The organism is Curvibacter sp. T50, from assembly GCF_057219955.1.
In genome coordinates this window covers 942,012-966,223 of sequence record NZ_JBXVVU010000001.1, presented here as the reverse complement: position 1 = coordinate 966,223, position 24,212 = coordinate 942,012, and the positions used below count along the sequence as shown (strand labels likewise).

Here is a 24,212-nt window from a genome sequence, read left to right as displayed (position 1 = left end):
CTGAGGCGACCGGGGACGAACGATTCTGCGGTGCGCCCTGGTGGGGCCCGTGGTTCGGGTCAATGGGTTCTGGGTTTCACAAGGAGGTGATCATGGGGTGGAAGACAACCTGGCGCGCGGTTGGCGCGCCGCGCAGCCGGACACCGCAGGCGACCGGGCCGAGGGCGCTGGCGCTGTGGGCGGCGTCTGTGGCGACGGTCGGGAGCCTGGCCGGTTGCGGGGGCGGCGGGGGCACCACAGGGGGTGCGCCTGCACCCGAACCACCGCCGGTTGTTGTCACGACGGCCGCTCTGGTGCCCGCCCAGCCGGGCGACCTGACGAAGTTTTTCGTCGATCGGATCCAGAAGCGTGTTGCCGGCGGACTCGATGGCACGGTCTACGTTCCGGTCGGCGATGTCTCGTCTGGCTCCCAGTTCGTGTTCAGCGCGTCTCCGCAGGCGGGGGGTGGGGCGTTGGGCGGCGCGCCGCAACAGGAAGCCGGTGTGCTGGAGGATGATCTGCTCAAGAGCAACGGTTCGCTGGTGTATGCGCTGCATCCGCAGCGGCAGGTCGGCGCGAGCCCCACCGTGCCGTCGCTGGAAACCTTCCGTGTGGCAGCGGACGGGGGTCTGGTGCCGGTGTCGCGCAACAACCTGTCCACCGTGGCCATGACACCGGGCGGGGCCTACACCGGGATGCATGTCCTGTCGTCTGCGCGCCGGCTGGTGGTGCTGAGCCGCGGCAATGCGGTGGCGTCCGATGCGTTTCCGCCCACGGATTTCCTCTACCCGTACCGGCCGCCGGTGTTTGGCATGGGGGTCTTTGCGCTGGCTGACAGCGGCGTTCCGGTGCTTTCCGAACGTATCGAACTGGACGGCGTGCTGGTTGGCACGCGGGTGATCGGCAGCACCTTGTACACGGTGACGACGCATGCGCCGAACCTGAGCAACTTCGGGGTGCCGGTGGGCAGCACGCCGGACCAGGTGTCGCGCACGCTGGCAACATTGTCTGCGGCGTCACTGCTGCCGCAACTGCGGGTGGGCAATGCGCCGGCCCAGCCACTGGTCACCGAAACGGATTGCCTGTTGCAGCCAGCCAATCAGGCGCTCAACCTGCAGATCACGACGATCACCGCCTGGGATCTGAGTGGTTTCGGGGTGCCGCCGCGAAAAAGCCGCTGCTTCATCGGCGGCACCGAGACGATCTACATGTCGGCGTCCGCCGTGTACCTGGCCAGCTCCCGCAGCTATTGGACCGGGGGGCAGTCGACGGTGTCGCTGGTGGCACCGCAGGCGCGCACGGATATTCACAAATTCGCCCTTCAGGCACAGAACATCGACTACCGCGGTTCGGGCGATGTGGCCGGACACCTGGGATGGGACCGGGAGAAAGCCCCGTACCGCATGAGCGAGTACAACGGCGACCTGCGCGTGCTCACGTTCACGGGTGAGTCGGGCTGGGTTGGCATTCCTCTTCCGGCGCCCGCGCCGACGGCCGCGAAGGCCTCGCCAGCCACGTTGACCGTCCTGCGTGAAGATGCCGGCAAACGCGCGCTGGCGGCGATTGGGACCTTGCCCAACAGCAAGCGTCCGGCCGCGATCGGCCATGCGGGCGAGCAGGTTTACGCGGTCCACTTCACCGGGGCACGCGCTTACGTGGTGACCTTTCGGTTGACCGATCCGCTGTATGTCCTGGACCTGTCGGACCCGGCGGACCCGAAAGTCGCCGGTGAACTGGCCGTGCCCGGGTTCTCGGATTACCTTTTCCCGCTGGCGAACGGGCGACTGCTGGGCGTCGGAAAAGACGCCGATGACCGGGGTTTCCAGCAAGGCCTGAAAGTGGCCGTGTTCGACGTGCGTGACCCGGCGAAGCCGCGAATCGAATCGTCACAGCTGATGGGCGCGCGTGGCAGCCAGTACGCGATGGCGTTCAGCCGCCATGCGATTGCCATTCGCGAGGAGGGCAATTCGGCTCGGGTGGCGTTGCCGGTTCGCCTGTACGAAAACGTGCGCGGCGGCATCAACCTCAGTCGTCAGGGCTTGCTGCGCTACGAAATAGACACCACAACCGGCAGTCTGGTCGCCCGCCCGATGGTGGTGTCGACCGTGTTCGATGGGGGTCCTTCTGACAGCCAGCGCATGATCGAGTTCGATCTGGCACTTGAACGCGTCCTGGTTTCCGCTGGGCATTCCTACTACCTCAGCGGTGGCGCCCTGGCCGCCCATCCGTGGCCTTGAAGCTCATCCGCGACCCTGAGCCCCCGGGTGGTTTGGCGGTCGCGGGCGCAGGGGTCAGACAGCGCGTCCGACCGGTGTGTAGCTGGCGGCGTTTTCGCGCAGCCAGCGCTCGGATCGTTCGGCGGAATGCTGGCTGGGGTGGAAATCGGCGCGGAACCAGGCCAGCCACGGCCGGAAAGTGCAGCGCACCAGACCCCTGGGACCAAACAGGAAAGAGGCCGCGCTTCGCCAGGTGGACCCGCGCCACAGGGTTCCGTCACGCTGCAGGTTGTTGACGGTCTGCCGCGCGGCGTCGACCAGGAAATACACGGTCACCAGGCGCATCCAGCGCCGGCGCCAGGCTTCGTTGCCCCCCAGGGCCCGGTACAGGTCGAAGGCGGTCGACCGATGCTCGGATTCTTCTGCGGCGTGCCACAGCCACAGGGTGCGAAGGCGCGGTTCGCTTCCGTCCAGCCATTCGGGATGGGTCAGCATCCAGTCGGCAAACAAGGCGGTGAAATGTTCGTTGGCGGCGGTGATGGCGACGCCATGCAACGGGTTCATGGACAGCACCTTCACCATGCGCGGGCGGGCGCGGGGCTCCCATGCGTTGACCAGGCCATGTTTTTCGATCTGGGCGTTGAACAGGCTGTGGATGCGCCGGTGCGTGGCCTCCTGGCCGACAAAGCCCTGCACCTCGGCCGTAAATTGGGCTCGCTGCTCAGGCGGCAAAGCCTTGTGGGCGGCGCGCACGGAATCGATGAAGAACTGCTCGCCGATCGGAAAACTCATCGAAAGTGCGCCGAAAAACGCGCTGCGGAAGGCGTCGCCCCCGCACCAATGGCGATCGACCGGCGTGTTGAGGTCAATCAGCAATCGGCGCACCACCAGTTCGGTCATGACGAAATCCTCACGAATTGGCCGTCGCAGAAGGTCGCCGGTCCAAAGAGGCAATAGTGCGGCTTCCGTTTGGTACTGTCAAGTACCAGCCGCATGCCGCGTCGCTCGGGCAAGGCTGTCTCAGGGTCTTGCCGGATGCGAATTTCTTCCCCGGCCCGATAGCATGGTTCGCCATGACCATGGAGAGTCCGGACGGTTCACGCGGTACGGAGCATCGAAAGCGCTTGCTGGAGGGGCTCGCCCACAGCGTGGCCGGCAAGGGGTATGCCGAAACCACCATCGCGGACATCGTGCGCGAGGCGGGCGTATCGCGACGCACGTTCTATGAACACTTTGACAGCAAAAGTGAAGCGCTGATTGCCTTGTACGAAAACGCCAGCCGGCACAGTCTGCGGGTTCTGGAAGATTCGCTGGACCCGGCGGTGGACTGGGCTGCCCAGGCGCAGCGGGTGCTGGAGGCCTACCTGGCCAGTCTGGCGCAAAACCCCACATTGCTGCGGACCCTCTTCATCGAGATCCTGGCCCTGGGTCCGCAGGGCCTGCTTGCCCGGCGCCGGGCCAATGACGGGATCGCCGATTTCCTGCTCTCGGTGATCAATGCGCGCCGCCGCCCAGCGCCGCTGAGCCGACCGATGGCCCTGGCGGTGATTGGCGGCATTCACGAGTTGGTTCTGCATTGCATCGAGCGTGACCAGTTGGCCGAGCTGCAGCGATTGGCCGCGCCTGCCGCCGACCTGCTTCGCGCGGTCGCCGCCGACAGCGCCGGTGATGAGCGCGATCCCCGGATGCTCCCCTGATCTGACCTCGTCACCAGACCTTCCTCCGCTGGCCAGGGCGAAAAAAAGCCCGCCGAAGCGGGCTTTTGGGGCCATGCCGGGTCGCCCCATGCGAACCGGTCGCCTGGCGCGGCTCAGCCGCCGTGGAACTTCACCACCAGCGGCACGATCAGCAGCGCCACGATGTTGATGATCTTGATCAGCGGGTTGACGGCCGGGCCGGCGGTGTCCTTGTAGGGGTCGCCCACGGTGTCGCCGGTCACGGCGGCTTTGTGGGCCTCGCTGCCCTTGCCGCCGTGGTTGCCGTCCTCGATGTACTTTTTCGCGTTGTCCCAGGCACCGCCGCCGGTGCACATCGAGATCGCCACGAACAGGCCGGTCACGATGGTGCCCATCAGCATGCCGCCGAGCGCTTTCGGGCCGAGGATCAGGCCCACCAGAATCGGCACCACCACGGGCAGCAGCGACGGGATCATCATCTCCTTGATCGCCGCCTTGGTCAGCATGTCCACGGCGACGCCGTATTCGGGCTTGGCCGTGCCTTCCATGATGCCCTTGATCTCGCGGAACTGGCGGCGCACTTCCACCACGACGGAACCGGCGGCGCGGCCCACGGCCTCCATCGCCATCGCGCCGAACAGGTAGGGGATCAGGCCGCCGATGAACAGGCCCACGATCACCATCGGGTCCGACAGGTCGAAGCTGATCTGCTTGCCGTAGGTCTCGAGCTTGTGGGTGTAGTCGGCGAACAGCACCAGCGCGGCGAGACCGGCGGAGCCGATGGCGTAGCCCTTGGTGACGGCCTTGGTGGTGTTGCCCACCGCGTCCAGCGGGTCGGTGATGTCGCGCACGCTCGAGGGCAGTTCCGACATCTCGGCAATGCCGCCGGCGTTGTCGGTGATCGGGCCGTAGGCGTCCAGCGCCACCACGATGCCGGCCATGCTGAGCATGGAGGTGGCCGCCACAGCAATGCCGTACAGGCCGGCCAGTCCGTAGGCGGCGATGATGGCCAGGCAGACAAACAGCACGGGCCAGGCGGTGGAGCGCATCGACACGCCCAGGCCGGCGATGATGTTGGTGCCGTGGCCGGTGGTGGACGCCTGGGCGATGTGGCGCACCGGCGAATACTGGGTGCCGGTGTAGAACTCGGTGATCCACACCAGCGCGGCAGTCAGTACCAGACCGACGGCGCAGGCGCCGAACAGCCGCATCTGGCTGCCGCTGGCGGCGACGGCGTTGTCGGGGATGATCCAGAGCGTCACACCGTAAAAGGCGATGAGCGACAACACGCCGGCCACCGCCAGACCCTTGTACAGGGCCGGCATCACGTTGGTCATGCCGGGCGAGGCCTTGACGAAGAAGCAACCGATGATGGAAGCGATGATGGATACGCCGCCCAGGGCCAGCGGATACAGCACCGCGTTCATCGGGGCGGCGGCCACCAGCAGCGCGCCCAGCACCATGGTGGCGATCAGGGTCACCGCGTAGGTTTCGAACAGGTCGGCGGCCATGCCGGCGCAGTCGCCCACGTTGTCACCCACGTTGTCGGCAATCACGGCCGGATTGCGCGGGTCGTCCTCGGGGATGCCGGCTTCGACCTTGCCCACCAGGTCGGCACCGACGTCGGCGCCCTTGGTGAAGATGCCACCACCCAGCCGGGCAAAGATCGAGATCAGCGAGGAGCCGAAGGCAAAGCCGATCAGCGGATTCAGCAGGTCAGCGAGCTTGCGGTCGGGCGTCAGGTTGCCGTTGCCGACCAGGAACCAGAAGAAACCGGCCACGCCCAGCAGGCCCAGGCCCACCACCAGCATGCCGGTGATGGCGCCGCCGCGGAAGGCGACGTCCAGCGCCGGGCCGATGCCGCGGGTGGCGGCCTGCGCGGTGCGCACGTTGGCCCGCACCGAGACATTCATGCCGATGAAACCGCAAGCCCCGGAGAGCACCGCGCCGATGACGAAGCCCACGGCAGTCTTGCCGTCGAGGAAAACGCCGATCAACACCGCCAGCACGATGCCAACCACGGAGATCGTCTTGTATTGCCGGGCCAGGTAGGCCGCTGCGCCGGCCTGGATGGCCGCTGCGATCTCCTGCATGCGGGCATTGCCCGCGTCCTGGGAAAGAATCCAACCGCGGGCCCAGAAACCGTAGATCACGGCAATGAGTCCACAGACAAGCGCCAGAATGAGCGCCGAGTTGCCTGCCATTTCTTACTCCTCGAATCGTTGTTTCGCGTGGAAGGGGTTCAACGCCGTCGAGGAACCCCCGCTGCGTTGCTTCCTCGCTCCTGAACCGGGAGCTGATTGGCCAACACCGGGAATTTACCGTGAAAAACTGCTCAGAAAGCGCCGAGAAAGGCCGGTGAAAGTAAAATGCGGGTTAATCCTAGGCTCTTCGCAGCAGTTCGCTGATCCAACGCAAACTTCACAGGTTTTCTCATGTCCCTAGACAATGTCACCCCGGGCAACAACGCTCCCGAATCCTTCAACGTCATCATCGAAATTCCGATGAATGCCGATCCTGTCAAGTACGAAGTGGACAAGGCGACCGGGGCGATTTTTGTCGACCGCTTCATGAGCACGGCCATGCACTACCCGACCAACTACGGCTATGTTCCCAAGACGATTTCGGGTGACGGCGATCCGGTGGATGTGCTGGTGGTGACCCCGGTGCCGCTGATTCCCGGCGTGGTGGTGCCATGCCGAGCCATCGGCATCCTGAAAATGGAAGACGAGGCTGGACTGGACGGCAAAGTACTGGCCGTGCCGATCAACAAGATTCTTTCCCTCTACACGCGCTGGCTCAAGCCCGAGGACCTGAGCCCGATCCGCCTGAAGACCATTGCCCACTTTTTTGAGCACTACAAGGATCTGGAACCAGGCAAGTGGGTCAAGGTGCTGGGCTGGGAAGGGCCGGAATCGGCCCACCAGGAGATCATCGAAGGCATCGCCAATTACAAGAAGGCTCATCCCGAGGGATAAAAGGCCCTTCGGACGGGGCCGCCTGTCCGGTCGGACGCAAAAAAAGCCCGTTCACGGGCTTTTTTTGTGGGCTGCCTGCAGCGTCGCCGGTCAGCGGGCCGATGGCGCCTCGATATCGCCTCGGTATTCGATTTTTCCGCGCACCCGCGCCCGCGGGTGGATGTCCAGATTTTCGTCGTAGCTGGCGTCCCCGATGACGGTGGCCGATCCGGCGATTTCAAGGGCTTTGCGCGCCACGATGGTACCGGTGACTTTGCCTTCGATGAAGATGTAATCGGCTTCGAGGGTCGTGTTCTCAATCTGGCCGGTCGCGCCGACGTGGATCGTTCCCCCTTGCTCGAAGCTGATGCCGCCTTTGAGCAGTCCATCGACTTTGATGCCCTGGTCTTTGGCGGTATGGAACGATCCTTCAAACACGGCACCCTCGGCCAGGAGGCTGTTGATGGCGGTCAGCCGGTCGGCAGGGACGAGGCGGGTGGATGCGGGTTCGTTGCGGGACATCGTCAGGGTTCCTTGTTCGTCAGCAGGGTCGGTGCCGCTCTTAGTCGGGCCGGTTCTTCCGCCACCGTCGCAGATACCCGATCGGGCACTGTGGCAGAGGCGGGGCCCGGGCCGAGCCGGGAATCGATTTTCAAAGGCATGGTACCAAAAGAATCGCGAGCCAAGGGCGGCAGCGCATTCGAACCGGTTGTTGCCGGTTGCGATTGCTGCGGCGCCTGGTCCTTCCGGAACCATGGCGGCAATTCGGGACCATGCCACCATCCCAACTGGTGCACCACCACGGCAATCACAGTGATGACTCCAGTTGCCGGCAGGACATATCGCGCCAGCGCCCACAGAAGCCATCGCCAGGCGATACGGCGCTGACGAACCTTCCGGTCCCTGGCCCAACTGGCTCGCAGTGCGGCCTGGCGCAAAGCGTCAGGGTCTGGCACCAGGCCGGCGGGGCCTGGCGGGGGGCTGGTCCGGCGAAACACGGGCGAACCGTCAGTTGCTGCTCCGGCGCGATCCCGTCGACGGCCCGCCGACGCGTTCCAGCGTGGCATTCAGGTCAGCACCATTGACCTGAATGCGGCCGTAGCGCACGTGACCGCTGACGCTGGACCCGTCATGCAGGGAAACCTGTCCGGCGCCCGCATCGATCAGCCCATCGACAAGCCCCATCACGGAGACCTTGTCGGCCCGAATGTCACCCCGGACTTCGCCTTCCTCGGCAATGACGACGCTGACCTGGCAACCTGTGGCCTGTGCGATGTTGCCCTCGAACCGGCCACTGATGCTCATCGGACCCTGAAGGGTCGCGTTGCCTTTGAAGGCAATTCCGGCGGCGATGCGGCTGTGACGCCCGCTGTCGTCCGACGATTCGGTGGCGACGCCTTGAGTCTGCGGACTGAGCATCGGCAGCCGCGAGGCGACCGCAGACGGCATGGCTGAGCCCAGGTCGACAGCAAGGCCTTCGGTGGGGGTGGCGTCAGCTCCAAAGGGCTCGGACGATCCGTCCGCAGGGTAGGGCTCGAACGGTGTCTCCGCTTCATGGGCGGCGGGGGCTGTTTCCTTCATCGCAGGTTTCCTCATGATGTGGGCGCGTTCGCGCGGCTTTTCGGATGCGCTGTGGGTGGGGTCGAGGCCACGGAGCGGGGGTCAGCGGGACGATCATCAAGCACCGGCAGTGCCATGGACCGTGGCAAGGTATGGAAAGGCCCCTGGAGGTCTGCCCCCTCGTACAGTTGCAGGCGCTGGGCATGCAGGGTACCGGTCGAAACACCGGTACTGGCGACCCACGCCGTGCCATGGCAATGCAGAACCGTTTCGCCGGCGGCGGCGTCGGATTGACCCAGTTGTCCGAACAGGTACAGGTCGCCCAGCACTCGGATCCGTCCGGTCACAACCGCGTCTTTCCATACGATCAGGCGACCGCGGATTTCGCTGCTTCCGCCCAGTTCGCCCTGAACCAGCAGGCCACCTTCGAAGACATTATGGCCATCGACTCGGCAGCCGGACGCAATGCGGCTGACGACATTCATCGCAATGGGATCTATGGTCAGCGTGTCCTGGGGGCCCATCGTTTCGTCCGTTCAGCTCAGAACTGGCGCGCCACTAGGTATCCGGCCAGGGCGAGCAGGCCGGTCCACCCCGACAAAGCCAGGAACAGGGAGTGGCTGCGCAACCAGCGTTGCAAGCCGTTTCTGTGGGGCTGGGGCCGCCCGATCTGCCAGGGGTCGTCGGCAGGAAGTATCAATACATCCTCGCGCCAGGCGTCACCCAGTCGATGGGTCCCCTGCCGCAGATCCACTTCCACACCGGCGATTTCCATCCGCGCAGCAGTGATTCGCCGGCCCATGACCATGCTGCGCGGCGGACCGACGATGGTGCTGGTGAAGAAGCGGGCGGTATCGTCCATCAGGGCGCCATTGTAGGCGCGGCGGTTCACCGGTCGGGGTCCGGAAATATCAGTCCTCGCAGTGCGCCGGCCCTGCGGTCGAACGGCTGCCACGCCCCTTCCGGCTGTGCCAGCCGATCGGCGACGGCCCAAAAGGAACTGGGGTTCATTCCGATGCCGAGGTGGCTGGCGATGACTTCGATGTTTTCCGTCTGCGGCTGCTGGATGCAGGGCCTCTGGATGCTGCCTTGCCATGCCACGATGCCATCCGAGCGCGAAAAAATGCTGGTCGTTGGCACCGGCGGTGCGGTGGGCAAGTCGAAACGGTTCGTCTCGGTCCGGATATCCCGGCCGCTGGTGAGCCGAAACAGGCGCCACGCGTTGGTGCTTTGCGGGGCGCCCGAGAACGGGGTACCCAGCGTGATCACACTGCGGACCAGCTCCGGGTGCAGTTTTGCCAACTCGCGTGCATAGATGCCACCCAGACTCCAGCCGATCAGGCTGACTTTTCGCTTGCCAGCCGCCTGGTAGGTTTCCAGAATCTGCAGCGACGCGGCTTCCAGTACACCTGCGCGCGGGCCGAAGTTGTGGCCCTGGTTCCAGCCACTGACGCGATATCCCCGGGTCAAAAGATAGTTGCGCAGCGGAATGGTTGAGCCGTCGCTTGCGGACAGGCCGGGAAAAACAATCACGCTGTGTCCGTCGCCCGCGGGCGCGCGCTGCAGCAGGGGCCAGGTCGGGAAAATCAGTCCGAGTTCCCAGAAGGCACGCAGTTCCAAGGCCAGAAGCAGTGGACTGGGTGGCGGCCCGTCATGGCGCTGATCCTTGTGATCGGTTTCGGACGGCGCAGGCGCCGGCTGTTTCGGTTTGGCGGGAGCGGCGGATCGGGGTCGAATGCTTGCCATGAATTACGGTTCCACGGCACAAAGCCCGGAATCAGAGAAGGGGACAACCGCGTACGGTAGCAGTCCCCTGCACCGATTCGCGCCGGGGCGGCCGGATTAGAGTATTCCCCCTTCAAATCCGTCGCCAGCGCGACTGGGCGTGTCCCCCCGTCCAGGCGCGAAAGGCTCTGGGGGCTCAGGCAATGTCAACCGTATGGACGCCAAACTGGCCGCGGCGGCGATCCGAAAAGTACCGCTCCAGGGTTTCCTTCACCGTCCGGAAAGCGATCTCGTCCCACGGGATTTCCGCCTCGCTGAACAACCGCGCCTCCTGGGTTTCGTGCCCCGGGTCGAAGCGGTCGTGCAGCAGTCGCGCACGGTAGAAAAGGTGGACCTGCCCCACACGCGGAACGCTGAGTACCGAAAAAAGCGACTCCAGTTCGAATGTGGCGCCAGACTCTTCCTGCGTTTCCCGCGCCGCGCCTTGGGACGTGGTCTCGCCGAGTTCCATGAAACCGGCGGGAAGCGTCCATTTCCCCCATCGGGGTTCGATATTGCGCTTGCACAGCAGGATCCGTTCGCCCAGGTACGGCACGGTGCCAACCACATTGAGCGGGTTCTCGTAGTGGACCGTCTGGCAGACCGTACAGATCGCCCGCTCCCGGGTATCCCCGTCGTCCGGCAGGCGATACGTGACAGCGGCGCCGCAGGCGCGGCAATGTTTGATCGAGCGGCCCATCATGCACCGGAGTGTAGGCCGAAACGAAACGGGGCTTCCATGGGAAGCCCCGAGCCGATGCCGAATGTGGGGTCAGCCCTTCTTGGCGGGCGCCTTGGCCGGTGCCGCTGCGGACTTGCCGTGTTTTTCGATCAGCGAACGGGCCGTGTCGAGGAGCTTGCGCCCGTCAAAGCCGCGCTTGTTCATGTCTTCCATCCACTCCACTTCCACCAGGCGGGCTTTGCGGCGGAACTCCTGGGCGTCTGCCGGAGGAATGGTGTAGACCGTGTTGTTGCGGTCCGTGGCCGACTTGCGGCCGGCGATGTCGCCCTCCTGCTGCGTTTTGCCAAGCCAGCCCGACGTTTCAAGGCCCGAATTGGCGTCGATGACTTTCTTCAGGTCCGGTGGAAGGCTGTTGTACTTGGCCTTGTTCATTGCCATCACGAAGGTGGTGGTGTAGAGCGCGCCACCTGCGGGGTCGAACTCGCTGTGAAACTTGGTGAGTTCGTTGACCTTGACGGAGGGCACGACCTCCCACGGGATCACCGCGCCGTCGATGGTGCCCTTGGACAGGGCATCGGGAATGCCCGGCAGCGGCATGCCGACCGGAGTGGCGCCCAGGTAGCCCAGCATCTTCGTGATCTGGCGGGTCGGCCCGCGCATTTTCAGACCCTTGAGATCATCTGCCGTCTTGATTTGCCGGGTTTTGGTGTGGAACATACCGGGCCCGTGGACTTGCAGCGCGAGCACATGGGTGTCCTTGAATTCGTCGGGGGCCACGGTCTGCACGTACTCCCAATAGGCCTTGGAGGTTGCCTCCGCATTGTTCATCATGAAGGGAAGCTCAAACACCTCGATCCGGGGGAAGCGTCCGGCGGTATTGCCAGGCAAGGTCCAGACGATATCGACAACGCCATCCTTGGCCTGGTCGTAGAGCTGGGGCGGCGTGCCGCCCAGTTGCATGGCGGGGTACGCCTCGAATTTGATCCGGCCGCCGGAATCCTTCTCCACCTTGTTCATCCAGGCTTTATGCATGTTCAGCCAGACGTTGGACAGCGGTGCCATGAAGGTGTGGAACTTCAGGGTGACCGTCTGCTGGGCAAAACCGGTCAGGGCGGGGGCGCCAAGGGCCACCGCAGCGGTCGATTGCAAGAGGGTGCGTCGTTGGATCATGAAGAAGTCTCCGGGTTGGTGTTGACAGGAAGTTAACGCAGACGGTTGAAATTGGGAGATCGGGCTTACCCGCAGCTCAGGTCAGAATGCCCACCAGCCACAGGGCAACCGGCGGGAACACGAAGATCAGAACCAGACGCAGCAGATCGCTGACAAGGAAGGGCAGAACCCCGCGGTAGCTCTCTGCAATCGGTACCGTTCGTGCCAGTCCGTTGACCACATAGACGTTCAAGCCGACCGGCGGGGACAACAGCCCGAAACCCACGGTCATCAGGACCAGAATGCCAAACCAGATCGCCACCGACTCCTGCGGCATGCCGAAGTCGAGCGCCATGATCATGGGGAAAAAGATCGGAATGGTCAGCAGCAGCACCGACAGCTCATCCATGATGAACCCAAGCATGATGTACAGCAGCAGAACCATGGCGATGACGGTCCAGGGAGACAGCCCCCAGGAGCCGACCGCCTCGGCCAGTTGGGTCGGTACCTGGGTCAGGGCCAGGGCCGAGTTCATCAGGTCGGCGCCGATGAAGATCAGAAAAATCATCGCGGCACTTTCCGCGGTCGAGTAAAAGCACTGCTTCAACTTGTCCCAGGTCAGTTCGCGCTTGAGCAGCGCCGCCACAAAGGTGGCGGCGGCGCCGACGGCGGCCCCCTCGGTCGGGGAGAACAGCCCGCCGTAGATGCCTCCGAAGACCAGCGCGAAGACCAGGGCGATCGGAACCACACCCAGCAGCGCCGCACCGGTCAGGGCGGGGGGTGGTTCGGTGTCATGGTCAGGTGCCTGACCGGGAACCAGACGTACATACACGGCAATTGCCGCGATGTAGCCCAGCATGGCGATGATGCCGGGAATCATCGCTGCCGCAAACAACTTGGCAATGTTCTGCTCGGTCAGGATCGCGTAGATCACCAGGGGCACCGACGGCGGTATCAGGATGCCCAGCGTGCCGCCGGCAGCCAGCGTACCGGTGGACAGGCGGCCGGAATATCCATGCCGACGCATCTCGGGCAGTGCCACCGACGTCACCGTCGCGGCGGTGGCCACCGACGAGCCGCAAATCGAGCCGAAGGCTGCGCTGGCGACGACGGATGCCATCGCCAGGCCACCACGGAATCGCCCCATCAGTGCGCTGGCGACCTCGAACAGTGCTTTGGAGATGCCGCCCTGGGTGGCGAAATTGCCCATGAGAATGAACAGCGGGATCACCGACAGGTCAAAACTCGCCAGACGCGCATAGACATGGCCGTTGAGAAAATTGGCCAGCGGCATCCAGCCCGCCTGGAGCACATAGCCGATAAAGCCTGCGGCAAACATGCTCACGGCAATCGGCACCCGCAGCGCCATGCAGCCCAGCATGACGGCAAATATGAGCAGGGTCAGTTGTATGGAGCTCATGCCGGATGCTCCAGGGACGCGGTATGACCGATGGCGGCCTGCCAGAGGGCAATCACCGTGGTCAGCGCAAGCGCTGGGGTCATGACGAGATACACCAGCCACTCGGGAAAGCCCAGCATCATGGTCCCCGATTTTGTTTCCCAGGCATCCCAGCCCCCGATGCCGGTGCGCCAGGCCAGAACCCCGAACAGCAGGGCGGTACAGAGCAGACCGATGCGGTCAAGGCCGTTGCGGGTGCCCTCACTGGCTTTGGCCGTGAAGAAGTCCACGATGATGTGGCCTCGTCGAATCTGGCACCACGGCAGAAACAGCGAAATGGCTGCACCGGCGGCCACACCGGTCAATTCGAAATCGCCGACAAGCGTCTGGCCGATGGTGTTGCGCCCGATCAGGCTGACGCAGGTCATCAAGGTGATGAACGTCAAAAGGACTCCCGCCAGGATCGCACAAGCCTTCGCAAGAGGTGTCAACAGATTCATGGTCGCCGTTTCGAATAGGTAAACGAGTTATTTCATGCGAAATCGATTATTGCATTATTGTGCATGCATCGGTAGCCACGACCCGGCATCAAGCGCCATCGATTCGCACGGCCAACGTCGCCAGACCATCAATACTGCCGACTAGCAAGTCGCCGGGAACCACCGCACCGACTCCTTCCGGGGTGCCGGTGAATATCAGGTCGCCGGGCTGCAGTGTCCACGCCGCCGAAAGATGTTCGATGGTTTCCGCAATGTTCCAGATCAGCTTGTCGATCGTGCTGCGTTGACGCAACTGTCCGTTGACCGTCAAGCTGATGCTGGCCCGGGTGATGTCGCCGACGCCGTCGGCGGGTTGGATCGGGCCCATGGGCGCGGACTGGTCAAACGCCTTGCCGATGCACCAGGGCCGCCCCTGCTTTTTCATGTCGTTCTGAAGATCGCGACGGGTCATGTCCAGGCCCACGGCAAAGCCGTACACATGCGACAGCGCGTCCGCGGCCGGGATGTCGCGACCGCCACGGCCGATGGCGACCACCAGTTCTATTTCGTGATGAAGATTCTTCGTCAGGCTCGGGTAGGGGATCGAACCCGTCTGCCCCGCCTCCAGCGGCACCAGGGCGTCCGCAGGCTTGAGGAAAAAGAATGGGGGTTCGCGGCCGGTAAAGCCCATCTCCTTGGCGTGTTCTTCGTAGTTGCGCCCGACACAGTAGATGCGGTGAACCGGAAAACGGGCGCGGTGCCCCACGATGGCAGCCGTCACGGGCGGCGGGGGCGCGAAGAGGGTTTCTGTGCTCATGGGACCAGGGCTCCTGAAGGGCTTGTCCAGCCGGGCGCGGCTGTTTGCCCTTGCAGTGTGCCATGTCCGCGCACTGACGAAAGATGCATAGGGCCCTTGCTGATATCCCTGTTCGTTATGGCTGGTCTTGGCAACGGGCGCCTGCATCACGATGGACCGGGGTGGCGGGTGCGTCGGTTCCCGAACAAGCCGGCCGCTACACTTGCGCCGTCATGAGCGCTGAACGGCCGTTTCCCTTCGAGCAGGCACCGGGCCACCTGATCCGTCGCGCCCATCAACTGGCCGTGGCGGTGTTTGCCGAACAAACGACCGGATTCGATGTCACCCCGGTGCAATTTGCCATTCTCAATGCCCTGATGGACCGACCCGGTGTGGACCAGGTCACCTTGGCGGGGCGTGTGGCATTCGATGCAGCGACCTCGGGCTCGGTGATCGGTCGTCTGGAAGCCAAGGGGTGGGTGCGGCGCCAGGCCGACCCCGGAGATCGTCGCCGCAAGCTGCTGTGGCTCACACCCGAAGGCGAACGACTGGCCCTGGCCATGCAGCCGGTCGTGGCCCGTGCGCAGGCCGTGATGTTGGCGCCGCTGTCACCGCAGGAGCAGGCCAGTCTCCTGCGGCTGCTGGAGCGCTTGCTGCAAGAGGATCCAGGGCGGGCCGGCGCTGCCGCAGATGACGGTGCCGGCGCAAGCAGTTAAGCTGGCGGGCGGGCCACGATGGCCTGACGGACATTTTTTGCAAGGAGGCGTTATGGAAAAATTCGGAAGCCGTATCCGGCGCGTCAGCGCGCTGGCCGTGTCGGTGGCGGTGTTGGCCGGCTGTGCCAACATGACGGAAACGCAGCGCCATGCCGCCATTGGTGCGGGAATCGGTGCCCTGGCGGGCGCGGCCATCGGTGACAGCAAGCAAGGTGCGCTGATCGGCGCCGGGCTGGGCGCGGCAGGGGGATATGTCTGGTCCCGCAACATGCAGGAAAAGCGCGCGGCCATGGAGCGAGCGACAGCGGGCACCGGTGTTACCGTGACCCAGACGGCGGACAACCAGCTCAAGCTGCACGTACCCAGTGACGTCTCCTTTGACGTCGGCCGCGCCGACATCAAGCCGGCGTTGCAGCCGGTCCTGAACGCGTTTGCCCAGGGGCTGTCCGATCAGCCCAGCCTGGAGATCCGCATCGTCGGCCATACCGACAGCACCGGCACCGATGCCATCAACGACCCGCTGTCGGTCAATCGCGCCGCCAGCGTGCGCAACTACCTGGGCAGCCGGGGCGTCGATTCCCGCCGGGTGGCGATCGACGGACGGGGTGCGCGCGAGCCGGTGGCCGACAACGCGTCGGAATCCGGCCGCGCCCGCAACCGCCGGGTCGAAATCTTCCTTGCGGAACGCGCCCCGGCGACGCGCTACTGACCGCTGCGCCCGGTCGGCGCTCAGCTGACCTTGGTCACCAGCTCGAAATGCTCCACCTGCGGCGGGGCGGCAAAAAACGGCCCGACGATGGCCCGCCACTCGGCAAAGGCGGGTGACTGGCGAAAGCCCACCGTGTGGTCTTCCAGCGTGGCCCAGAGAATCTGCAGCACATAGCGCTCGGGCGATTCGATGCCGCGGTTCACCTTGGCGCCCTGAAACCCGGTGGCCGAGCGGATCACGGTGTCCAGCCCGCGCTGGATGGCTTGCTCGAAGGCGGCCTGCTGGCCGGGCTGGATACGGATGTCGGCGATTTCCAGAATCATGGTGTATTCCCGCGTCGGGCTCAGTATTGGGTGGCCGGCAAGTCTACCGTCAGCCCGTCCAGCGCGTCGGTCAGCGGGATCTGGCAGGACAGGCGGCTGCCCGGCTGGCGGGGCACGGCGGTGAACTCCAGCATGGCCAGCTCGTCCGCGGCGGGTGGCGGCAGCTGGCTGGCCCAGGGCTCGCGCACCACCACATGGCAGGTGGCGCAGGTCAGGCAGCCGCCGCAGTCGGCCGCAATGCCCTCCACACCGCCGCTTTGGGCCGCCTGCATCAGGCTGCGGCCGGGTTTTGAAGGAAAACTGGAACTACCCAGCGCCGTCGGGTCATTGTTTGCTATGAAATGAAGAGTAATCATGGTGCGGTGACGGGGGTGGAACGGGCTCAGAACCGGCTGAAGTACTCGCGCCGCTCGAAATCGGCCTTGTCTTCGGCCTGGGCGTGGCGCTGGTGTTCCGATTGTTTCACGCGGCTGAACCAGCGCACCACGTCCGCGCCCAGGCCGCCCGCCAGCGCGTCGTCGGCCTGCAACGCGGCCAGCGCGTCGGGCAGGTGGGTGGGGATGCGTTCGGCGTCCAGTGCGTAAGGCGCCTCGGTGGCGGGGGGCGGCAGCAGGCCGCGCGCCAGGCCGTCCAGCCCGGCGTGGATCTGTGCGGCCATGTACAGGTACGGATTGGCCGCCGGCTCGCCGATGCGGTTTTCGATGCGGGTGGCGCCGTCGCCCGCGCCGCCCACCACGCGCAGCATCGCGCCGCGGTTGTCGCGCCCCCACACCACCGCCTGCGGTGCCAGCGCGTTGGGCCGAAAGCGCCCGAAGCCGTTGGCCGTGGGTGTGCACAGCACTGTCATGCCTTGGGCGTGGGCCAGCAGGCCGCCCAGCCAGGCTGCGCCGGTGTCGGACAGCGTGTGCGTGGCGTCGGCGGGCGTGGTGCCCGGCGCCGGCGCGGCGCGCACAAAGGCGTTGCTGCCATCGGCCTGCCGCGACACCGACTGGTGCAGGTGCCAGCCGCTGGACATGATGCCGGGGAAGGGCGGGCGGCACATGAAGCTGGCGTGGTAGCCGGCGCGGCGCAGCGCCTGGCGCACCCCGTTGCGAAACAGCACCATGTTGTCGGCGGCGGTGAGGGCGTCGGTGGCGTCGAACACCGCCTCCACCTGGCTGGGGCCGAGTTCGATCTCCAGCGACTGCAGCGGCAGGCCCAGCGCCTGCGCCGTGCGCTGCACGATGCGCAGCGGCTCGTCCGCCAGGTCGATCCAGCCCTCGGCCAGCAGGTTGTAGCCGGGGTGGATCAGGCTCACGGCCGGCGGCAGCCCCGGCCAGGCGGACAGATCGGGGTCCAGGTCCGGCCCATGGGCGCCGTCCTTCAGGCGGTAGATGTGAAATTCCACTTCCAGCCCGCAGGTCAGGCCAAAGCCCTGGCCGGCCAACCGCGCCAGCGCCAGCTGCAGCACCCGGCGGGTGTCGTAGGGCACCGGTGTGCCGTCCTGAAACCACGGCTGGCCGCGCAGCCAGCCGGTGCCGGGCGCCCAGGGCAGCAGGGTGAAGCTGGCCGGGTCGGGCAGCAGGATCAGGTTACTGGCAAAGGCAAAGCCGGGCAGCTCGTCCGCGCCGCCGGGCTCGAACACCTTGAACGCGGTGCGGTCGGACGTGTCCTTCAGCAGCAGGGTGCTGACCAGGCCCACCCCCTCGTGCAGCGCGCGGATGGCCGCGCGGGCGGTCAGCGTCTTGCCGCGCAGCACGCCGTGGGTGTCGCACCAGCCCACCCGCACCAGCTCCACGCCGCTGTCGTGGATGCGCCGCGCGGTCTCCAGCGCCGCCACCTCGCGCCCGGCGCTCCACTGGCCGCAGCGGTGGGCGAAGCTGGCCGGCCCCGTGGGCGCGCCGCCGTCAGCACTCACGCCGGGCTCCCGGCCACCGTGGCGGGTGCTGCGGGTGCAGGCGCCGGCACATCGGCCGCGCCTGGCCAGGGCGCCCCGGCGCGTTTGGCGCTGACGGCGTCGCGCCACCACTGGGCCCAGCCCGCCACCGGGGCGATGCCGTCCACCGTGTCCGGGCCCACCCGCTGCGCGGCCACGGCCGGGTCGGCCAGGCCGGGGGCCGGGCCGCCGGCCTGCACGGATTCAATGGCTTTCATCAGCTGGCGGCGGTTGGCCATGATCACCTTGTCGGTGGTGCCCAGGTGCTCGCGGGTGCGGTCCTGGATGGCGCCCATGCTTTCGCAGGCCCACTGGTCGTGCACGTTGATGTCGCTCTCGCCCATGCCCAGGTAGGTGCGCGAGATCTGCTCTTCCGCGCTGAAGCCCCAGTGGTTGTGGCGGCCCATTTTGGGGATGTAGTCGGGCAGGGTGACGGCTTCCAGCCGCTGGTTGCGCATGGTGGTCTTGTCCACCGGCTCGGCAAAGCTGGTGAAAAAGGCATACCAGTAGTTGCGGGTGTCGTCCACCGGCACATGCATCTGGGTGATGGTCATGGTTTCCGACAGCGGAATCACAAAGGTCTGCGGAAACAGCGCGTTCGTCACCCGCACGTGGGTGATGGTTTCGCTGATGCGGCGCAGCGCCGTCAGCCGCAGGCCCCAGGGCATGGACTCGAACGAGATGTCCGGCTGGTCAAATTCGCGCATCACCTTGGTCATCGGCAGGCGCTGGCCGTCCAGCTCGCCCAGGCTGGCGCCGCGAAACTGGCGGCCGTAGCTCTCGTCCAGCGATTCGTCGTTGAAAAACCGGTGCAGAAACGACGCATGCGCCGGGTCGATGCCCACCTCAAACGCCTGCAGCCAGTTGCAGTGCCACAGCCCCTTGAAGGCAAAACTGTGGCTGGCCGGCGCGGTGAAGCAGTCCAGCGCCGGGAAGGGCGGCGCCGTGCTGCCCTCGGGCCCGAACCAGCCGAACAGCACACCCGCCTTTTCCACCAGCGGGTAGCTGCGCTGGCGCACCCGCTGGCACAGCGTGCTGCCGGTGGGCTCGCCCGGGGTGTCGGTGCACTGGCCGCCAGCGTCAAACTTCCAGCCGTGAAACGGGCAGCGCAGGCCGTCGCCCTCGTGCCGGCCAAAGCTCAGGTCTGCGCCGCGGTGCGGGCAGTCGCGGTCCAGCAGGCCAAAGCTGCCGTCGGCATTGCGAAACAGCACGAGATCCTGCCCCAGCACCCGCACCGCCTTCACCGGCCGCACCGCCATGCGCGGGTCCAACGCCGGGTCAAACTCGTCCAGCAGCGCCACCGGCTGCCAATAGTGGCGCAGCAGCGTGCCGCCCGGCGTGCCCGGCCCGACGCGGGTGAGAAGTTCGTTGTGCTCGGCTTTCATGATGGTGTCCTGTCAATCAAAAACGGTATACCGAAATGTGCAGCCAGTGTACAGTTCGCCCCATGAACCTGCAAGAAACCGTGTTGATGCAGCTGCGCGACCTGATCCTGCGCGGCACGTTCGAGCCCGGCCAGCGCCTGGCGGAGCAGCAACTGGCCGAGCGCCTGGGCGCCTCGCGCACGCCGGTGCGCAGCGCCCTCGTCACGCTGGAGCAGGAGGGCCTGATCGAAGCCAGCGACACCGGCAAATACCTGGTGCGCCAGTTCACCCCGCGAGAAGTGGCCGATGCCATTGCCGTGCGCGGCCACCTGGAAGGCATGGCCGCGCGCCTGGTGGCCGAGCACGGCGTGTCGCGCCAGCTGCAGGGCGACCTGCAGGCCTGCCTGGAGGCGGGCGACCGCCTGCTGGCCGACAACCCGCTCACGCTGGAAAGCTACGCCGCCTACGCCGGCATGAACGACCGCTTTCACGCGCTGATCCTGGACGCCTGCGGCAACCGCGCCCTGCAGCGCGCCGTGGCGCTGAACGACAAACTGCCCTTCGCCCCAGCGTCCGCCATGCTGCCCATGCAGGGCACCGTGGCGCTGGACCGGGACTGGATGCTCTACGCCCACCGCCAGCACCACATGCTGTTCGATGCGCTCCAGCGCGGCGAAGGCACCCGTGCCCAGAACCTGGCGGTGGAACACACCGAAGTCGCCCAGATGAACATGCGCCTGGCCCTGGAGCGCCGCGCGCAGGCGGAGCAGGTGATGCCGGGGATCCGGCTGGTGGTGGGGTAGCGGGGAAGGGCCCCACATTCGGGTTTGGGGGCGGAATATGCATGAAAATGGCCATTACCCAGCGTGGAATGGTCATAGTTTGCTATTGAATCGATATTATTTTGGGTTGGGCGTTGTTGGCTTCATTTCACAAGGGGTAAGACCATGGCACTGACCAGAAGCAACAAAGAAACCGTCATCCAGCGCGTCCAGAGTGACCCGGCATTTGCACAGGCACTCCTGGATGAGGCCGCGACGCTGTTCCTCAACGGCGAGCCCGAGACCGCGCGCCTGATCCTGCGGGACCTGGTGAACGCGACCTTGGGTTTCGAGCAACTCGCAACGCTGACCGCCAAACCCAGCAAGAGTCTGCACCGGATGCTGTCGCCCACCGGCAACCCCAGCATGGACAACCTGGCCGCTATCTTTGCGGCGGTGCGCGAAAAGCTGCAGGTCCGCCTGACTGCGCACTCTGTGGCCGCCTGAACCCCATGCGCTACCCCATCGCCATTGAACCCGGAACCGACGCCACGGCCTGGGGCGTGGTCGTGCCTGATCTGCCGGGCTGCTTTTCGGCGGGGGACACGCTGGAAGACGCCATGACGCAGGCCGAAGCAGCCATCACCGGATGGATCGAAGCCACGCTGGACGCCGGGCAGGACATTCCCCGGCCATCCCCCATCGAAACGCTGCGCGCGGCCCATCCCGAGTTCAAGGGCTGGCTGTGGGCCTTGGTGAAGCCAGACACAGCACGCACCTGACGGCGCGCCCCCCGCTGCGCCGCGCACCCGTCTTTGTCCTGCAGGCAGGCCATCCGTCTGATGTGCAGCCCCCGCAGGACTGCTATTCATTCTTGGCGTGACTCACCAACCGAGAGAAACCATATGTCCATTTCATCCATGCTGAAGACCACCGTGCTTGCATTTGCCGTCGCCGCCGGTGCGTCAGCCTATGCGCAAGGCACCCCCATCAACGCGGCGGCGTTTGACGCGCTGGTCGCGCAGGGGCCGGTCGCCGACGCTGCGACCATTGCCGCCAACAAATGGGCCAGCAAGATCAAGCAGGCCGACACGCTGCGCCTGGGTGCCACGCAGACCTCGAACCTGTTCTCGCAGCTCAACGAGAAGGACGGCAAGATCCGCGGCTTCGATGCGGGCCTGGCCCAGATGCTCACCCGCTACATCCTGGGCGATGGGTCCAAGTACAAATTCACGCAGGTGACTTCGTCCACGCGCGAGCAGGTGCTCATCAACGACCAGGTGGACATGGTGCTGGCGACGTATTCCATCACCCCGGCGCGCGCCGAGAAGATTTCCTTTGCCGGGCCGTACTACAGCTCGCAGGCCGGCGTGCTGGTCAAGTCCAGCAACAAGGCGATCCAGTCCTACAACGATCTCGCCGGCAAGCGGACCGCCACCCAGGCCGGATCGACCGGCCCCGCCATCCTGGCGCAGTTTGCGCCCAAGGCCACCGTGCAGGAATTCCAGACGCACCAGGAAGCCCTCGATGCCCTGCGCCAGGGCCGTGTGGAAGCCTACGTGACCGACTACACCCTGCTGCTCAATGTGCTGAGCCAAGGCACCGGCGAGGCGCAACTCGCGGGTGCGCCGTTCGGGCCGCAAGACCCGTATGGCATCGGTCTGCCCAAGGGTTCGGACGGTGTGGCGTTTGTCAATGCCTTTCTGAAGAAGATCCAGGCCGATGGCACCTGGGCCAAGCTGTGGACGGTGAGCATCGGCCAGCGCACCGGCAGCACCAACGTTCCCACGCCGCCGGCCGTTCAGTAAGTCGACGATGGGGAGCGTGTCGCCGCTCTGGGCCGAGTACGGGCCTGCCTTCGTGCAGGCCCTTTTGCTCACCTGGAAGCTCACGGTGCTGTCCTTCGTGGCCGGCTTCGCGCTGGGCATCGTCATCACGGTGGCACGCTTGCTGCCGCTGCGGCCGCTTCGAATCGTCTTGACCCTGTACGTCGAGGTCTTTCGCAACATCCCCAGCGTGGCGCTGCTGATCTTCATCGTGTTCGCGCTGCCCGATCTCAACGTCGTGATCGACTATGAGCCGAGCGTCATCCTGACCCTGTGCCTGGTGTGCTCTGCCTTCACGGCAGACTACCTGCGCACGGGCATCAACACCGTCGGTGGCGGGCAGATCGACGCGGCGCGCAGCCTGGGCATGCGGCCCATGACCGTCATCACCTCGGTGGTGCTGCCGCAGGCGCTGCGTTCGGTGGTGCAGCCCATGACTTCGCTGCTCATCGCGCTGATGCTCTCGACGGCGCTGGCATCCCAGGTGCCCCTGCCCGGCAAGGAGCTCACGGCGCTGGTGGCCAAGATCGCCAACGACTCCGCCGCCGGCATCGCCGCCTTCGCCGTGGCGGCGGCGATGTACCTGGCCTCTGGCCTGGTCATCGCCTGGGCGGGCGCCACCCTGGACCGGAAGGTCCGCATCCTGCGATGAGCCGCGCCCTGGAAGACGTTCTCTTCGGTGACCTGACCCACAAGGCACAGGCCATCACCCGCGTCGTGAGCGTGAGCGTCGCGGCGGCGCTGCTGGCGCTTGTCGCGGCCATCGTGTACCGCTTTCATGATGCGGGGCAGTTCGCCGGACGGCTGTGGGAATTCTTCGCCTGGCAGACCACCTGGGCCTTTCTCGGCAAAGGCCTGCTCGGCACGCTGGCCTCCGCGGCCGCAGCGGCCGTCATCGCGCTCGTGCTGGGCCTGGTGCTGCTGGTCGGCCGCCTCTCACCGTCGCGGATCGTGCGCTGGCCCGCGGTGGCCGTCATCGAATTCCTGCGCGGCGTGCCCACGCTGCTGCTCATCTATGTGTGCTTTCTGGTGCTGCCCTCCGTCGGCATCAAGCTCAGTGCCTACTGGATGCTTACCTTGCCCGTCGGCCTCAGCACCGCCGCCGTGGTGGCCGAGGTGTACCGCGCAGGCGTGCTCGCCGTTCCCCGCGGCCAGACCGATGCGGCCCGCGCGCTGGGCCTCAGCCAGGCCCAAGTGTTCGCGTTGATCGTCTTCCCCCAGGCCTTCCGCTACATCGTCCCGGCCCTGGTGGCCCAACTGGTCATCGTGGTCAAGGACACCACGTTCGGCTATGTGGTCACCTACGGCGAACTGATGCAGAACGCCAAGGTGCTCATCGCCAACTACCGCTCGCTCGTGCCGGTGTACCTGATGGTGGCGGTGCTGTATTGCCTGGTGAACTATGCCATCTCACGGGCGAGCCACAGGCTGGGGCGGCCGGTGTATTGAGGGTGGGTCGCCTGGCGGCCAAACGCCCCTGATGGAGGGTAAACATTGCACCGTCTTCATGTTGGCGAATGAGGCCATTGGCCTCGTTTTTCGACAGGAGCGCGATCATGACCCCTTCGGCTCAGACTCTCTCGCCGCAGCGCCGACGCATGTTCGACGGCATGCGCAGCGAGGGCAAAGACCCCAAGCAGATCAACGCCGAGGGGAGCTTCGTTTGGAGCAAAGACGCCGTCCTCTCGCTGGTGGGCCATCCTCTCGACGTCGATCTGCGTCGTCGGGGGGCGGTCGATCGAGGGTAGCCGAAAAGGCCGGCAGGTCCAAAGCGGAAGTGGAGATTGGGCGGAACGGGTTGGCCGGCACGTATCGACCCGGTGCGGCCGGCGAGATTCGCGAGTGTGCCCCTCCCATCGGTGGCCTTATGCGTTACGACTCAAAGGCTCGTATGCAACTCTAGCTGCACCGACAGGTTAAGCCGGGGCAAATGGCGCCTTT

28 protein-coding genes are annotated in these 24,212 nt (G+C 65.6%); 12 read left to right on the top strand and 16 right to left on the bottom strand.

The window, feature by feature from the left end; all coding sequences use genetic code 11:
• Nucleotides 1-92 precede the first annotated feature (92 nt).
• Nucleotides 93-2,216, top strand: coding sequence for a beta-propeller domain-containing protein (locus tag AC2EBU_RS04600; protein ID WP_484609190.1), 2,124 nt, complete (start codon nt 93-95; stop codon nt 2,214-2,216).
• A gap of 54 nt (nt 2,217-2,270) precedes the next feature.
• On the opposite strand, the gene AC2EBU_RS04595 is transcribed toward AC2EBU_RS04600, so the two are convergent.
• Nucleotides 2,271-3,095: a metal-dependent hydrolase gene (locus AC2EBU_RS04595; protein WP_484609189.1), complete on the bottom strand. Its 825-nt coding sequence runs from the start codon at nt 3,093-3,095 to the stop codon at nt 2,271-2,273.
• Between the two features lie 173 nt (nt 3,096-3,268).
• Between AC2EBU_RS04595 and AC2EBU_RS04590 the strand changes: the two genes are divergently transcribed.
• Nucleotides 3,269-3,892 (top strand): TetR/AcrR family transcriptional regulator, encoded by a 624-nt coding sequence (locus tag AC2EBU_RS04590; RefSeq protein ID WP_484609188.1) that lies wholly within the window; start codon nt 3,269-3,271, stop codon nt 3,890-3,892.
• A 113-nt stretch (nt 3,893-4,005) separates the two neighbouring features.
• Here AC2EBU_RS04590 and AC2EBU_RS04585 read toward each other — a convergent pair whose 3' ends face one another.
• Nucleotides 4,006-6,075: a sodium-translocating pyrophosphatase gene (locus AC2EBU_RS04585; protein ID WP_484609187.1), complete on the bottom strand. Its 2,070-nt coding sequence runs from the start codon at nt 6,073-6,075 to the stop codon at nt 4,006-4,008.
• A 231-nt stretch (nt 6,076-6,306) separates the two neighbouring features.
• On the opposite strand from AC2EBU_RS04585, the gene ppa reads away from it, so the two are divergent.
• Complete coding sequence (ppa, locus tag AC2EBU_RS04580) at nt 6,307-6,849, top strand: inorganic diphosphatase (protein WP_484609186.1); 543 nt, start codon at nt 6,307-6,309, stop codon at nt 6,847-6,849.
• Between the two features lie 90 nt (nt 6,850-6,939).
• Here the strand turns inward: ppa and AC2EBU_RS04575 are convergent, their stop codons facing one another.
• From AC2EBU_RS04575 to AC2EBU_RS04530, 10 genes are all read right to left on the bottom strand, one after another.
• On the bottom strand, nt 6,940-7,350 hold the full coding sequence (locus AC2EBU_RS04575; RefSeq protein ID WP_484609185.1) for a bactofilin family protein: 411 nt from the start codon (nt 7,348-7,350) through the stop codon (nt 6,940-6,942).
• 486 nt (nt 7,351-7,836) lie between these two features.
• Complete coding sequence (locus AC2EBU_RS04570; RefSeq protein ID WP_484609184.1) at nt 7,837-8,409, bottom strand: bactofilin family protein; 573 nt, start codon at nt 8,407-8,409, stop codon at nt 7,837-7,839.
• Nucleotides 8,410-8,420: 11 nt separating this feature from the next.
• Nucleotides 8,421-8,912 carry a bactofilin family protein gene (locus AC2EBU_RS04565; RefSeq protein WP_484609183.1) on the bottom strand — a complete coding sequence of 164 codons (492 nt, stop codon included), beginning with the start codon at nt 8,910-8,912 and terminating at the stop codon, nt 8,421-8,423.
• A 17-nt stretch (nt 8,913-8,929) separates the two neighbouring features.
• Complete coding sequence (locus AC2EBU_RS04560) at nt 8,930-9,250, bottom strand: hypothetical protein (protein WP_484609182.1); 321 nt, start codon at nt 9,248-9,250, stop codon at nt 8,930-8,932.
• A 26-nt stretch (nt 9,251-9,276) separates the two neighbouring features.
• Nucleotides 9,277-10,134 (bottom strand): esterase/lipase family protein, encoded by an 858-nt coding sequence (locus tag AC2EBU_RS04555; protein ID WP_484609181.1) that lies wholly within the window; start codon nt 10,132-10,134, stop codon nt 9,277-9,279.
• Between the two features lie 175 nt (nt 10,135-10,309).
• On the bottom strand, nt 10,310-10,855 hold the full coding sequence (locus tag AC2EBU_RS04550; protein ID WP_484609180.1) for an NUDIX hydrolase: 546 nt from the start codon (nt 10,853-10,855) through the stop codon (nt 10,310-10,312).
• A gap of 69 nt (nt 10,856-10,924) precedes the next feature.
• The gene (locus AC2EBU_RS04545; protein WP_484609179.1) at nt 10,925-12,004 is read right to left on the bottom strand and encodes a TRAP transporter substrate-binding protein; all 1,080 of its coding nucleotides are present in this window, start codon (nt 12,002-12,004) and stop codon (nt 10,925-10,927) included.
• Between the two features lie 76 nt (nt 12,005-12,080).
• Nucleotides 12,081-13,403 (bottom strand): TRAP transporter large permease, encoded by a 1,323-nt coding sequence (locus tag AC2EBU_RS04540; RefSeq protein WP_484609178.1) that lies wholly within the window; start codon nt 13,401-13,403, stop codon nt 12,081-12,083.
• Nucleotides 13,400-13,882 carry a TRAP transporter small permease gene (locus AC2EBU_RS04535; RefSeq protein ID WP_484609177.1) on the bottom strand — a complete coding sequence of 161 codons (483 nt, stop codon included), beginning with the start codon at nt 13,880-13,882 and terminating at the stop codon, nt 13,400-13,402. Before AC2EBU_RS04535 ends, AC2EBU_RS04540 begins: the two co-directional genes overlap by 4 nt.
• Before the next feature lie 88 nt (nt 13,883-13,970).
• Nucleotides 13,971-14,678, bottom strand: a complete 708-nt coding sequence (locus tag AC2EBU_RS04530; RefSeq protein ID WP_484609176.1) for a fumarylacetoacetate hydrolase family protein — start codon at nt 14,676-14,678, stop codon at nt 13,971-13,973.
• 212 nt (nt 14,679-14,890) lie between these two features.
• Between AC2EBU_RS04530 and AC2EBU_RS04525 the strand changes: the two genes are divergently transcribed.
• Both AC2EBU_RS04525 and AC2EBU_RS04520 read left to right on the top strand, forming a co-directional pair.
• The gene (locus AC2EBU_RS04525; protein WP_484609175.1) at nt 14,891-15,373 is read left to right on the top strand and encodes a MarR family winged helix-turn-helix transcriptional regulator; all 483 of its coding nucleotides are present in this window, start codon (nt 14,891-14,893) and stop codon (nt 15,371-15,373) included.
• Between the two features lie 52 nt (nt 15,374-15,425).
• Nucleotides 15,426-16,082, top strand: coding sequence for a YiaD family glycine zipper/OmpA-like lipoprotein (locus tag AC2EBU_RS04520; protein WP_484609174.1), 657 nt, complete (start codon nt 15,426-15,428; stop codon nt 16,080-16,082).
• 20 nt (nt 16,083-16,102) lie between these two features.
• Here the strand turns inward: AC2EBU_RS04520 and AC2EBU_RS04515 are convergent, their stop codons facing one another.
• The 4 genes from AC2EBU_RS04515 to AC2EBU_RS04500 are packed head-to-tail and all read right to left on the bottom strand — an operon-like array spanning nt 16,103 to nt 19,705.
• A complete protein-coding gene (locus AC2EBU_RS04515) occupies nt 16,103-16,405 on the bottom strand; it encodes an antibiotic biosynthesis monooxygenase family protein (RefSeq protein ID WP_484609173.1) in 303 nt (100 codons plus the stop codon).
• Nucleotides 16,406-16,425: 20 nt separating this feature from the next.
• Nucleotides 16,426-16,761, bottom strand: coding sequence for a 2Fe-2S iron-sulfur cluster-binding protein (locus AC2EBU_RS04510; protein WP_484609172.1), 336 nt, complete (start codon nt 16,759-16,761; stop codon nt 16,426-16,428).
• 26 nt (nt 16,762-16,787) lie between these two features.
• Nucleotides 16,788-18,302 carry a type I glutamate--ammonia ligase gene (locus AC2EBU_RS04505; RefSeq protein WP_484609171.1) on the bottom strand — a complete coding sequence of 505 codons (1,515 nt, stop codon included), beginning with the start codon at nt 18,300-18,302 and terminating at the stop codon, nt 16,788-16,790.
• Nucleotides 18,299-19,705 (bottom strand): Rieske 2Fe-2S domain-containing protein, encoded by a 1,407-nt coding sequence (locus AC2EBU_RS04500; protein ID WP_484609170.1) that lies wholly within the window; start codon nt 19,703-19,705, stop codon nt 18,299-18,301. The genes AC2EBU_RS04505 and AC2EBU_RS04500 overlap by 4 nt, the downstream gene beginning before the upstream one ends.
• A gap of 62 nt (nt 19,706-19,767) precedes the next feature.
• Between AC2EBU_RS04500 and AC2EBU_RS04495 the strand changes: the two genes are divergently transcribed.
• From AC2EBU_RS04495 to AC2EBU_RS04465, 7 genes are all read left to right on the top strand, one after another.
• Nucleotides 19,768-20,487 carry a GntR family transcriptional regulator gene (locus AC2EBU_RS04495; protein ID WP_484609169.1) on the top strand — a complete coding sequence of 240 codons (720 nt, stop codon included), beginning with the start codon at nt 19,768-19,770 and terminating at the stop codon, nt 20,485-20,487.
• Nucleotides 20,488-20,631: 144 nt separating this feature from the next.
• Entirely contained in the window at nt 20,632-20,952 is a 321-nt protein-coding gene (locus AC2EBU_RS04490; RefSeq protein ID WP_484609168.1) for a helix-turn-helix domain-containing transcriptional regulator, read from the top strand.
• A 5-nt stretch (nt 20,953-20,957) separates the two neighbouring features.
• On the top strand, nt 20,958-21,227 hold the full coding sequence (locus AC2EBU_RS04485) for a type II toxin-antitoxin system HicB family antitoxin (protein WP_484609167.1): 270 nt from the start codon (nt 20,958-20,960) through the stop codon (nt 21,225-21,227).
• A gap of 123 nt (nt 21,228-21,350) precedes the next feature.
• Nucleotides 21,351-22,253: a glutamate ABC transporter substrate-binding protein gene (locus tag AC2EBU_RS04480; protein WP_484609166.1), complete on the top strand. Its 903-nt coding sequence runs from the start codon at nt 21,351-21,353 to the stop codon at nt 22,251-22,253.
• A 7-nt stretch (nt 22,254-22,260) separates the two neighbouring features.
• Nucleotides 22,261-22,923, top strand: a complete 663-nt coding sequence (locus tag AC2EBU_RS04475; RefSeq protein WP_484609165.1) for an amino acid ABC transporter permease — start codon at nt 22,261-22,263, stop codon at nt 22,921-22,923.
• Nucleotides 22,920-23,720: an amino acid ABC transporter permease gene (locus AC2EBU_RS04470; RefSeq protein ID WP_484609164.1), complete on the top strand. Its 801-nt coding sequence runs from the start codon at nt 22,920-22,922 to the stop codon at nt 23,718-23,720. Before AC2EBU_RS04475 ends, AC2EBU_RS04470 begins: the two co-directional genes overlap by 4 nt.
• Nucleotides 23,721-23,827: 107 nt before the next feature.
• On the top strand, nt 23,828-24,019 hold the full coding sequence (locus AC2EBU_RS04465; protein WP_484609163.1) for a hypothetical protein: 192 nt from the start codon (nt 23,828-23,830) through the stop codon (nt 24,017-24,019).
• Nucleotides 24,020-24,212 lie beyond the last annotated feature (193 nt).